This window comes from Flavivirga spongiicola, assembly GCF_030540825.1.
In the GTDB taxonomy this organism is placed as follows: domain Bacteria; phylum Bacteroidota; class Bacteroidia; order Flavobacteriales; family Flavobacteriaceae; genus Flavivirga; species Flavivirga spongiicola.
On the sequence record NZ_JAUOEO010000001.1, the window covers coordinates 1,138,680 to 1,152,380 of the forward strand.

General features: G+C 38.7%; 3 protein-coding genes. All 3 read right to left on the reverse strand.

The features are described from left to right. Positions 1 to 91: 91 nt before the first annotated feature. Positions 92 to 5,926, reverse strand: coding sequence for a beta strand repeat-containing protein (locus tag Q4Q47_RS04350; RefSeq protein WP_303305423.1), 5,835 nt, complete (start codon positions 5,924 to 5,926; stop codon positions 92 to 94). A gap of 35 nt (positions 5,927 to 5,961) precedes the next feature. Then, complete coding sequence (locus Q4Q47_RS04355) at positions 5,962 to 12,417, reverse strand: beta strand repeat-containing protein (RefSeq protein ID WP_303305424.1); 6,456 nt, start codon at positions 12,415 to 12,417, stop codon at positions 5,962 to 5,964. A 431-nt stretch (positions 12,418 to 12,848) separates the two neighbouring features. Then, positions 12,849 to 13,571 carry a helix-turn-helix domain-containing protein gene (locus Q4Q47_RS04360; protein WP_303305425.1) on the reverse strand — a complete coding sequence of 241 codons (723 nt, stop codon included), beginning with the start codon at positions 13,569 to 13,571 and terminating at the stop codon, positions 12,849 to 12,851. Positions 13,572 to 13,701: the final 130 nt, after the last annotated feature.

Consider the following 13,701-nt stretch of genomic DNA (forward strand, 5'->3'; position numbering starts at 1 on the left):
TTAAAAAGGAGGACTTATTGTTAGCCAACCAAACCTAAATTCAGCCCTCCTTATATGTGGAATAACCTAAGGTTAAACACACCTTTATTTATTAAAATTTCATTTTTTGTTCTACTCCATTTTGAAAGTTTTTACCATGTCTCATAAAATCACTTGGGGCAACAATTCCAAAAGTGAAATATTTAGTTCCATCAAAATCATAGATAACTTCCCAATTAGCACCATTCTGTACAAGTGGCACTGTTACTACATTAGTAGTAAATCCAGAATCGTCTGCTACGAATAGCATGAGTTCGGTAGTACTGCTAAACCCTGCAACAGCACTGTTAGGTATCTGTATCAAGGTGCTGCCAACAGCTCCAGTTTCATTTACCAACCAATTACGGGCTGTTTTTTCTGAAAACGCACTTGGAATACCTGAGTTTACTACTGCTGTACTGGCATTATCATTACCCCAAACAAGAAAATCTTTATTGGTTGTAAATGTGTTGGCATTGGCAATATTTGTTGCCGCAATACCTCCCAAACCTATAGTAACAATAGCATCTGTATTTACAGATTTAGATTGCTTTTGAGTTAAGCCACTTAAATCGTCTCTACCTATACCAGCTATATCATAATTATAAAGGCTATTTGTGGTTGCATCCCAAATTACAGAAGCATCTGATGCTAAGTAATTTGTTAAAGAACTCTGATCTAACGTTAAGCCATATTTAATTGCTAAATAGGATTCTATTCTTAACGTTTCTATGGCTGTTAAATCAACATCTTTATGAAAAATAACTTCAGGTAAGTCTCCATTATATCTATTAGTTCCTGAGCTAAGGTCATGTCCTATAATAGCCTGACCTGGTAAAAAATTTAATGTAGCTGAAGAATTTGTACTGGGTGCCATACTATTCAAAGAAATAGATCGAGTAGATGTTCCAGATGCATAAGCGACACTCATCATTCTCGTTTCTGTAGAAGCTCCTCCTGGACTAAATCCTCTATTATATAAATCAAAAGATGTAGATGTAGGAGAATTTCTCAAAAACATTGATCTATCGGTACCAACTGCCCCTGAACTTAACCAAGCTCCTCCGGTTCCAGAACCTACAGAAAAGGCTGCATTGCTAAAGTTTCCATTAGTAAACAAACCTAAGCCTAAGCCACTAATATCGTAGGCCTCATTAATTGATGCACCGACAAAGGACATAGATGGATTAAAGTTTATCATTGTTCCTGTAGGCCCTCCAGCAAGAGATCTTCCAGCTGCATCACGGTTATTTCCGCTTTGATCTTCCCAAAGTGCAGTTGTTGCGCCTTGATTTGCTTCAAACCAAGCAGATAAACTATTCGTAACGCCTCCTGGAGATGGCTGTGTAAATCCTAAAGTAAATAGGTCATTATTGTTTAAATCTACTCCTGAAAATGTAATTACGCCACCAGATTCAACACCGCCAATTACTGTAGCATTGGTAAAATCTCCATCGCCATCCGTATCTACAAATAATTCGAAATTATAAGCTAATGGGCTAATACCAATATTACTAAATGCTATTGTTTGGTTATTTACACTCCCATTTTCTTGTACTTTCCATTCTCTACCTATACGTTGTAATGCTCCTGCGCTTGCTGGTAACTCGGTAGTTTGTAAATCTATACTAGCATTATCATTACCCCAAATAAGATAGTCTTTGTTGGTTGTAAATGTGTTAACATTAGCAATATTTGTTGCTGCAATACCTCCCAAACCTATGGTAACCATAGCATCTTCGTTTATAGATTTGGATTGCTTTTGGTTTAATGCAGTTAAATCATCTTTACCTATACCTGCTATATCATTATTATAAAGGCTATTTGTGGTTGCATTCCATACTACAGAAGCATCTGAAGCTACATAATTTCTTGCTGTTGTTTGATCCAGGGTAATACCAAACTTTAATGCTAAGTAACTCTCTACTTGTTCGCGCTCCACTGGTGTAAGCTTTGTATTATAGATAACCACTTCCGTTATAATACCCTTTCCTGAATCATCTCCACCACCTATATCTGCGCCAAAATGTAATCTTGACCCCGCTGGAACTGATATACGCATACCGTTTGATGCTACTGCATTTAAACCATTGAAGCTATATTCTGGCGCTGTAGCATTGAGCCATGAGGTAGTGTGCATATAGGGTTCATCTTGTTCTACTACATCATCTCCATTTGTACCTGTCCCATAATTACCATCATAATGTCCTATTTTCCTGTTAAACGAGCCTATGGTAGGATTATCATAAGATGTTCCAAAGCCAACTTTTATCTCATCACCACTTGCAAGTCTATTAGCAGTACCCACATAAAATACAGTGGCATTAGAACCACCAGACAAAGGTGCTATTACTCGCTCATATCTATTTCCTCTACTACCAGGGAAATCTACACCAGGATTAAAGTTAATAGCCGTAGGCATTAACGTTGGTGAACCTACTTTGGTTAAGTCAAAACTACCAACGGGACCATCATCTGGCCATGAGGTAGTTGTAATATTCTCACTAGATCGATACCAGGCAGATAGCCCATTCGAAATCCCACCAGGAATTGGAATAGTTACGCCTAAAGTAAATACATCATTATGGTTTAAATCTACTCCTGCAAACGTAATTGTACCACCAGATTCAACACCTCCAGTAATAATTGTAGCATTGGCAAAATTGCCATCTCCATCCGTATCTACATATAATTCATAATCATAAGCTATTGAGCTCACATTAATATTACTAAATGCTATTGTTTGGTTGCTTACACTCCCATTTTCTTGTACTTTCCATTCTCTACCTATACGTTGTAATGCTAATGCTCCTGCTGGTAACTCGGTAGTTTGAAAATCTATACTGGCATTATCATTACCCCAAATAAGAAAGTCTTTATCGGTTGTAAATGTGTTAGCATTAGCAATATTTGTTGCTGCAATACCTCCCAAACCTATAGTTACTATAGCATCTGCATTTACAGACTTGGATTGTTTTTGGCTTAAGGCTGATTTATCATCTCTACCAATACCTGCTATATCATTATTATATGCAGAATTGGCTGTTGCATTCCAAATAACAGAAGCATCACTTAATAAATAATTATTGCTTGCTACTGTCAGGTCTAATGTAAGACCATATTTAATAGCCATATAACTATCTACTTGTCTTCTTTCTGTTGCAGAGAGGTTTCTATTATAGGCTATAAATTCACCAACTGTTCCTATGAATCCAGAATCATCTCCACCAGTTCCAGTACTACGAGTATCTCCCAAAACATATCCACCCATAGGCGATCCTGTTGAGCCATGAGCCCCAATACCACCTGTGTTTGCACCGTTAAATCCTTTTGTTACAGACACATCTGTAAACCTATTATAAGTAATAGAGGGGATCGTTGCACTAAATGTACCACCAGGGTTAGAAAGATATGGAAGTCCACCTCCTCTATTTCGAATTGCAATAGCACCACTGGTATATAATCCAGGTGAATCCCAATTGGTTCCATTTAAAGTAATATTGTCTCTACCAATATTGAAAAACCTTGAGCCAGTCATTCCTTCTTTAGTAAGCGTGAATATGTCATAACTACTAGTTCCTAAAGTTGCAGAAGTAACATTTCCGATTTTTTGATTGGTTGCAGTAAATTGAACTGCTTTATTAAAGTTGAACAAAGTAGCACTACCATCAATAAGAGAGGGTAGTGGTCTTGCACCAAATTGACCTGCAACATTGAACTGAGCTAAATTTTCCCATCCTGTTAATGTTCCTGTTGAAGTAGGTGTAGTACCTACATCTGCACGAAGCCATAAATTAAGACCTGCAGTAACACCACCTGGGCCTAATGTTGGGTTAATTTTATATGCATCACCAAATTCAGATACGGAGCTATTTAAGTTTATGGATTTTAATGTAGTGGTCCAAAAACCTATGTTTTCTCCACCACTATTAATGCTTCTTGTGTAGGTTGTTGCTCCTGAAAGCCCTGTTTCTGTATGTACATAAGTACGGCCATTATAAGGCGAATCGGAAGCTTGATTGGTAAAAAATTCTATATCACAAGGGTTACAAACTGTAGTAGGAGGGGTAGTAAACGTAACGTCATATGTATCTACACCTGTATTTACAGAATTTAAAATAAGAGGGGTATCACCATCTATTTGTTCAAGGTCATTCCCTCCATTGTTATTTTGATTGTCAATCCCGATCAAAGCATTATTATAGATACTATTTTGGGAAATATTTATACCATCCGTATGTGAGATGGCTATACCTGCTGCTGCGTTATCAAATATGGTATTGCCTGAAATTTCAAAATCTGTAACTCCATTATGTTCCCAAACAATAATACCATTTCCAGGAAAGGCACCATTAGCAGTGGTACCGCTAATAGTATTATTGGTTATTTTAATGTTTGAGGTGGCATTAGTACCATCTGTATCTATAAGTATCCCATTTTGCTGTAGGTTTAAAAAGGTATTATTATTTATTAAAATATCTCTCTTTATGTAGTTATAGCCTAAGTCTATCCCCATACCTGCCGCGTTTGCTTCAGTATTCCCTGTAAAAGTAGAGCCTTCAACCGTGAAATTATTTACAGCTCTTGCAGCATGGAATTGAAAACTATCAGCATTTCTTATATCCAAATTTGTAAATGTTGCATTTTTCGAGTCATCTTGATTTATATCTGAAAGAAAATAGAGAGCTGTGTTTCCATCATCAGTTGTACCTGAAAAATCTGCATCAATAGTAACATCGGTCATCGTAATTCCATTCACAACATTGTTAAAACGAATCATTTCATTAGTTCCTGATCCATCAAAATTATCAAAGGTCGAATTGGTTAAGGTAATATCTGTAGCAACACCTCCAATAAAAATACCATGAACCTCAGGATCATGCATGGTTATTCCATTAAGTGTAATTTGGTTTGCAGTAGTATTAAAATAGATACCATAGTCTCCATCATTTGTAGTTAAAGTATGATCTAAATCTAAAGTAACAGTATTCATGATAACATCAGTTGCAACACCTGCAAAACGTATCTCAATTGCATTCGTTTCTCCAGTTGCATTACTAAATCGAGAATCATCAATCCTTATAATGTCTGCTGTACTAGTAAAATAAAGCCCAACACCGTCTGCGTTATTTACTTCTAGTTCATCTATAGTAATGTTCGTAGCTGCACTTATGAAATAGATTCCATAATCCCCACTACTTCCTGATCCATCTCTTTGTAAATCTAATGTTGTATTTAAAATATTAACATTATTAGCAGCACCTGAAAATCTTATACCCATACTAGGATCTGATTTTGACAAAATAAACTTGTCAATAGTAACGTTATTAGAAGTACCTGCAATAATAATTCCATATTGTCCAGTTTGTCCTTCTGTCATTACTACATTTCTAATCGTTAAATCTATTGCATTATTAGGAACATAAACCGCACTGTCAATGCAGTCACAAGTAGTTACAGAATTTGTAACAATTATGTCTTCAATAACTACTCCAGTTGGACTACCGTTTAATATAATTGCGTTATTACCGGAGTCTAGCAAAGTCATCCCCCTCAAGGTTGCATTGGTTCCTCCTGCTTGAACCCTAAATATATATCGTCCATTATCTCCTGCTCCTGCATCTATAATCACAGAGGCTTCTCCACCAGCAGATGTACCGTCTATGGTAATATCTGCTGTGCTTATTAAAGGTAAATTTGCTGTTAAATCAATAGTTCCTCCTGTACCATCAAATGTAATTGTATGCGGCCCTGCTGCACCATTGGCTTGGTTTATACTCCAACGCAAAGTCCCAGGTGTATTTGTATCTGCATAATCAGTTACAATATAATCTTGTGCTTGTATGGTAACCGTAGCCATAAAAAACAGGGCCATGGTTATCCAACTATATGCTTGTTTTTGTATCATAATTGTTTCTTATTTAAGTTGTACACTATGATATCTTATTTCTTGTAATTTAGTGTGATGTCTCCAATTCTTACTTTTTTAGTATCATCATTTGGAGCACTTGTTAACTTTAATACAATAACCGCCGTTTGTCCTGCTGTCATAGCTCCAGGACTAAGATTAGCCGTTGTCCAAGCTCCAGAAGTTGTTGCCGCTATAGTACCTAAAGCTGCACCGTTTTCTAAAAACATTGTAGCTCCAAAAGTTGCAGCTCCTTCAGCTTGATAATCAATAACTATAGGATTTGTATCCCAAGCTGTAAAATCATTTGGCAGTGTGAAACGGACTACAACATCATAATCTTGAGCAGTAGCTTCACCACTCGACCATTCGTAATAGTTCATCCAGCTACCAGAAGCTCCTGCGTTATCTGAGGTCATCATACCAATATTATTAGAACCATCTGCAAATAAAGTTGCTCCTGCGTATTCTGCGCTAAATACTTCAGTAACCAGAGGATTGATATAGGCACCTCCGTCTGTTCCAATTTTAATAGCATTACCATTGGTTGGTTCTACACTAACGACATTTAAAAGTTCTCCTGCATTAACAGTATTGTCTGTTACTCCATTTTCGTTTGTATAAGTTATGACTCCTGTTGTGTTATTTTGAGTAACAGATGTAACTGTTTCGTTGATATCTATAGCTACTGCATCTTCATTGGTATAATCTCCAATTTTGTGTCCAGTTACCGTATTGGCAACTGTTGTTGTTGTCTCAGCTGCCGCTAAAGCTGCTGGATTAACCAAGGCACCTCCGTCTGTTCCCGCTACAATGATGTTTGCTGCATCGGTACTGATAACGTTAGCAGTTTGTGCCGTTCCGTCTTCATTGGTATATGTGATAATTCCTGTTCCTGCTTGAGCTAGGTTTGTTGTTGTCTCAGCTGCCGCTAAAGCTGCTGGATTAACCAAGGCACCTCCGTCTGTTCCCGCTACAATGATGTTTGCTGCATCGGTACTGATAACGTTAGCAGTTTGTGCCGTTCCGTCTTCATTGGTATAGGTAATAATCCCTGTTCCTGATTGAGCTAGGTTTGTTGTCGTTTCAGCTGCTGCTAAGGCTGCTGGATTTACCAAGGCACCTCCGTCTGTTCCCGCTACAATGATGTTTGCTGCATCGGTACTGATAACGTTAGCAGTTTGTGCCGTTCCGTCTTCATTGGTATAGGTAATAATCCCTGTTCCTGATTGAGCTAGGTTTGTTGTCGTTTCAGCTGCTGCTAAGGCTGCTGGATTTACCAAGGCACCTCCGTCTGTTCCCGCTACAATGATGTTTGCTGCATCGGTACTGATAACGTTAGCAGTTTGTGCCGTTCCGTCTTCATTGGTATAGGTAATAATCCCTGTTCCTGCTTGGACAACAGATGTAACTGTTTCGTTGATATCTATAGCTACTGCATCTTCATTGGTATAATCTCCAATTTTGTGTCCAGTTACCGTATTGGCAACTGTTGTTGTTGTCTCAGCTGCCGCTAAGGCTGCTGGATTAACCAAGGCACCTCCGTCTGTTCCCGCTACAATGATGTTTGCTGCATCGGTACTGATAACGTTAGCAGTTTGTGCCGTTCCGTCTTCATTGGTATAGGTAATAATCCCTGTTCCTGCTTGGACAACAGATGTAACTGTTTCGTTGATATCTATAGCTACTGCATCTTCATTGGTATAATCTCCAATTTTGTGTCCAGTTACCGTATTGGCAACTGTTGTTGTTGTCTCAGCTGCCGCTAAGGCTGCTGGATTAACCAAGGCACCTCCGTCTGTTCCCGCTACAATGATGTTTGCTGCATCGGTACTGATAACGTTAGCAGTTTGTGCCGTTCCGTCTTCATTGGTGTATGTGATAATTCCTGTTCCTGCTTGAGCTAGGTTTGTTGTCGTTTCAGCTGCTGCTAAGGCTGCTGGATTTACCAAGGCACCTCCGTCTGTTCCTGCTACAATGATGTTTGCTGCATCGGTACTGATAACGTTAGCAGTTTGTGCCGTTCCGTCTTCATTGGTATAGGTAATAATCCCTGTTCCTGCTTGGACAACAGATGTAACTGTTTCGTTGATATCTATAGCTACTGCATCTTCATTGGTATAATCTCCAATTTTGTGTCCAGTTACCGTATTGGCAACTGTTGTTGTTGTCTCAGCTGCCGCTAAGGCTGCTGGATTAACCAAGGCACCTCCGTCTGTTCCCGCTACAATGATGTTTGCTGCATCGGTACTGATAACGTTAGCAGTTTGTGCCGTTCCGTCTTCATTGGTATATGTGATAATTCCTGTTCCTGCTTGAGCTAGGTTTGTTGTCGTTTCAGCTGCTGCTAAGGCTGCTGGATTTACCAAGGCACCTCCGTCTGTTCCTGCTACAATGATGTTTGCTGCATCGGTACTGATAACGTTAGCAGTTTGTGCCGTTCCGTCTTCATTGGTATAGGTAATAATTCCTGTTCCTGATTGGACAACAGATGTAACTGTTTCGTTGATATCTATAGCTACTGCATCTTCATTGGTATAATCTCCAATTTTGTGTCCAGTTACCGTATTGGCAACTGTTGTTGTTGTCTCAGCTGCCGCTAAGGCTGCTGGATTAACCAAGGCACCTCCGTCTGTTCCCGCTACAATGATGTTTGCTGCATCGGTACTGATAACGTTAGCAGTTTGTGCCGTTCCGTCTTCATTGGTATATGTGATAATTCCTGTTCCTGATTGAGCTAGGTTTGTTGTTGTCTCAGCTGCTGCTAAGGCTGCTGGATTAACCAAGGCACCTCCGTCTGTTCCCGCTACAATGATGTTTGCTGCATCGGTACTGATAACGTTAGCAGTTTGTGCCGTTCCGTCTTCATTGGTATAGGTAATAATTCCTGTTCCTGATTGAGCTAGGTTTGTTGTTGTCTCAGCTGCTGCTAAGGCTGCTGGATTAACCAAGGCACCTCCGTCTGTTCCCGCTACAATGATGTTTGCTGCATCGGTACTGATAACGTTAGCAGTTTGTGCCGTTCCGTCTTCATTGGTATATGTGATAATTCCTGTTCCTGCTTGAGCTAGGTTTGTTGTCGTTTCAGCTGCTGCTAAGGCTGCTGGATTTACCAAGGCACCTCCGTCTGTTCCCGCTACAATGATGTTTGCTGCATCGGTACTGATAACGTTAGCAGTTTGTGCCGTTCCGTCTTCATTGGTATATGTGATAATCCCTGTTCCTGCTTGGACAACAGATGTAACTGTTTCGTTGATATCTATAGCTACTGCATCTTCATTGGTATAATCTCCAATTTTGTGTCCAGTTACCGTATTGGCAACTGTTGTTGTTGTCTCAGCTGCTGCTAAAGCTGCTGGATTAACCAAGGCACCTCCGTCTGTTCCTGCTACAATGATGTTTGCTGCATCGGTACTGATAACGTTAGCAGTTTGTGCCGTTCCGTCTTCATTGGTATAGGTAATAATTCCTGTTCCTGCTTGGACAACAGATGTAACTGTTTCGTTGATATCTATAGCTACTGCATCTTCATTGGTATAATCTCCAATTTTGTGTCCAGTTACCGTATTGGCAACTGTTGTTGTTGTCTCAGCTGCCGCTAAGGCTGCTGGATTAACCAAGGCACCTCCGTCTGTTCCCGCTACAATGATGTTTGCTGCATCGGTACTGATAACGTTAGCAGTTTGTGCCGTTCCGTCTTCATTGGTATAGGTAATAATCCCTGTTCCTGATTGAGCTAGGTTTGTTGTTGTCTCAGCTGCCGCTAAAGCTACTGGATTAACCAAGGCACCTCCGTCTGTTCCCGCTACAATGATGTTTGCTGCATCGGTACTGATAACGTTAGCAGTTTGTGCCGTTCCGTCTTCATTGGTATATGTGATAATTCCTGTTCCTGATTGAGCTAGGTTTGTTGTTGTCTCAGCTGCTGCTAAGGCTGCTGGATTTACCAAGGCACCTCCGTCTGTTCCCGCTACAATGATGTTTGCTGCATCGGTACTGATAACGTTAGCAGTTTGTGCCGTTCCGTCTTCATTGGTATAGGTAATAATCCCTGTTCCTGCTTGGACAACAGATGTAACTGTTTCGTTGATATCTATAGCTACTGCATCTTCATTGGTATAATCTCCAATTTTGTGTCCAGTTACCGTATTGGCAACTGTTGTTGTTGTCTCAGCTGCCGCTAAGGCTGCTGGATTAACCAAGGCACCTCCGTCTGTTCCCGCTACAATGATGTTTGCTGCATCGGTACTGATAACGTTAGCAGTTTGTGCCGTTCCGTCTTCATTGGTGTATGTGATAATTCCTGTTCCTGCTTGAGCTAGGTTTGTTGTCGTTTCAGCTGCTGCTAAGGCTGCTGGATTTACCAAGGCACCTCCGTCTGTTCCTGCTACAATGATGTTTGCTGCATCGGTACTGATAACGTTAGCAGTTTGTGCCGTTCCGTCTTCATTGGTATAGGTAATAATCCCTGTTCCTGCTTGGACAACAGATGTAACTGTTTCGTTGATATCTATAGCTACTGCATCTTCATTGGTATAATCTCCAATTTTGTGTCCAGTTACCGTATTGGCAACTGTTGTTGTTGTCTCAGCTGCCGCTAAGGCTGCTGGATTAACCAAGGCACCTCCGTCTGTTCCCGCTACAATGATGTTTGCTGCATCGGTACTGATAACGTTAGCAGTTTGTGCCGTTCCGTCTTCATTGGTATATGTGATAATCCCTGTTCCTGCTTGGACAACAGATGTAACTGTTTCGTTGATATCTATAGCTACTGCATCTTCATTGGTATAATCTCCAATTTTGTGTCCAGTTACCGTATTGGCAACTGTTGTTGTTGTCTCAGCTGCCGCTAAGGCTGCTGGATTAACCAAGGCACCTCCGTCTGTTCCCGCTACAATGATGTTTGCTGCATCGGTACTGATAACGTTAGCAGTTTGTGCCGTTCCGTCTTCATTGGTATATGTGATAATTCCTGTTCCTGATTGGACAACAGATGTAACTGTTTCGTTGATATCTATAGCTACTGCATCTTCATTGGTATAATCTCCAATTTTGTGTCCAGTTACCGTATTGGCAACTGTTGTTGTTGTCTCAGCTGCCGCTAAGGCTGCTGGATTAACCAAGGCACCTCCGTCTGTTCCCGCTACAATGATGTTTGCTGCATCGGTACTGATAACATCTACTGTTGTTACTAATCCATCTTCATCGGTATAAGTAGCATCTCCTGTTACATCATTTTGTGTTAATGTTGATGTTGTTTCTGCTGCAGTTATTCCAGCAATAGATAAATAGGCTAATCCATTAGTGTCTTCTGTAATGATATTACCAGCATCAGCACTTACTACATTGCTTTTAGCAGTATTCCAAGTGTTTGTTGCGCCGTCATAAACATAAGTTTCTCCGGTAGAACTGTCTATATATATTTGTCCGTCGGTAGGATTTGCTGGATCGTCTGTTCCATCGTTTGGTGGGCCATCGCCTGAGCCTACACCCCCTGCTGCTGCAATAGCATCGGCAGATAGATATGCTAAACCGTTGGCATCTTCAATAACAACATTGCCTGTATTAGCACTTACTACATTGCTTTTAGCAGCATTCCAAGTGTTTGTTGCGCCATCATAAACATAAGTTTCTCCGGTAGAACTGTCTATATATATTTGTCCGTCTGTAGGATTTGCTGGATCGTCTGTCCCATCGTTTGGTGGGCCATCGCCTGAGCCTACACCGCCTGCTGCTGCAATAGCATCGGCAGATAGATATGCTAAACCGTTGGCATCTTCAATAACAACATTGCCTGTATTAGCACTTACTACATTGCTTTTGGCAGTATTCCAAGTGTTTGTTGCGCCATCATAAACATAAGTTTCTCCTGTAGAACTGTCTATATATATTTGTCCGTCTGTAGGATTTGCTGGATCGTCTGTCCCATCGTTAGGTGGGCCATCGCCTGAACCTACACCGCCTGCTGCTGTAATAGCATCGGCAGATAAATATGCTAAACCGTTGGCATCTTCAATAACAACATTGCCTACATCCCCGCTAACAACTTTATATGGAGCTGTATCCCAAGTGCCAGTAGTACTATTATACACATACGTCTCACCAGTTGTATTATCTATATACAAGTCACCGTCTTGTGGATTTGTTGGACTTGTTCCAGTAGGTGCTCCTGACCCCGAACTTACTCCACTTGCAGATTCACCTTGAATGATTATTCTATTCCAAATATTATTATGCCAATAATAGTATCCTGGTCTTACATCTGATATTGTACTTGTATTAAAGATTAATAGACTTTCAACATTACCATTAGAAATTGTAGTAATGTCTGTACTACTTAAAAGAGAAACTCTAGGAATTAATATACCCTTATCTGAAGCCACAACATCAAGTTGAGCTGAACTATTAGGTAATGGTGTTCCGACACCAACCTGAGCTATAGATATATAGCCGATTGAGAAAAAAGCGAAAAATAGTAATTTTGTTTTCATAATAGGTTAAGGTTATTTAATATTTTGCGTGTGTATTTTCTTGTTTTATCTGTGTTATTCATTGAGTCTTTAATGTTTTAATATTATGACTTTACGAATTAAGATTAATTAAAAAGAGAGGCGTGTACTAGAGTAGTATGTTTTTAATATAAAAACAGATGAAATTCATATTTAATCGATTAAATGCAATTGTGTTTTGTCGATTTAATATGCGTATAATCCTAAAAAACCGTTATAATTACTGATATATCTGTTTAAAAGATGTTTTGAAAATAAAATATTACCAATTATGATGAGTATTGTGAAGTCTATTTTAAGCTTTAGTTTGAAAATTACAAACTCTTTATATTGAAGTGATTTAAAAAAGTTTAAACCACTTCATTATTATACGCAATGTTTTAATATGGAAGCATTAAAATTACTTTTCGTAATTAAAAGCAGCTTTTATAATAATTGACAGCTTCTTTGGCTGTGTCAAATTTAACATTAAAAAAAACAGACAGTCTATCTTTAATTCTAATATTATATTTTAGAATATTATCATGTTTTTTATTTAATCTATCTGAAATTTCTTTAGAAGAGCAGCCTTTATGTAACAAGTCCGCGATTTTTGTTTGTTCGTGAGTAAGAATTTTTTCCAATTGTATTTCATTCTTAACTTTACGTGTAATATTGTAATCTTTTTTTAAATCTTTTAATACAGTAATTGTAATAACTTCTTTGTTATATACTTTTAAGGGCAGTAATACAAAGTGCAGTTCGACTATTTTGTAATCTATTACCTCTGGAAGAATATATAAAGTAGCAAAAAAAGACTCATTCTCCTTTAACTTCATAGGTAAAAAAGCTTGTAACGAGTATTTAGCATTTTTACTTTGCTTTTCGCTTATAAATTGAAGATATAACGCAAAAAATTCTATAAAATAATTCCTAAAACATGGGCTAATAGTATGTAGAAGTGTTTTTAAATTAGTATGAGTAAAGTTTTTATATCCAAAACTCAAACTTATTAGTTTGAATTTGTCATTACTAATATTATAACTATAAACCAATAAATCTAAAAGACCTCGGTCACCAAAAACCCTTTTCAAATTAGGCTTTATAAGTTCAACTTCAAATGTTTTTTGAAAGTCTAAACTATTTAAATTACGCATTAATTTTGTACAGCTACTCATTGTAAAGGCTAAAATAAATAGAGGGATATTCAATTAAAAAATTGGATTACATAAATTTCACATCTATAAATACCATTTCAACTAGTATTTATAGAGGTTTGGTTAGCAA

What these genes read in the sequence shown, in the direction of transcription:
- Q4Q47_RS04355 (WP_303305424.1), bottom strand. Translation starts at nt 12,417, where the DNA reads ATGAAAACAAAATTACTATTTTTCGCTTTTTTCTCAATCGGCTATATA.
- Q4Q47_RS04360 (WP_303305425.1), bottom strand. Translation starts at nt 13,571, where the DNA reads ATGCGTAATTTAAATAGTTTAGACTTTCAAAAAACATTTGAAGTTGAA.
- Q4Q47_RS04350 (WP_303305423.1), bottom strand. Translation starts at nt 5,926, where the DNA reads ATGATACAAAAACAAGCATATAGTTGGATAACCATGGCCCTGTTTTTT.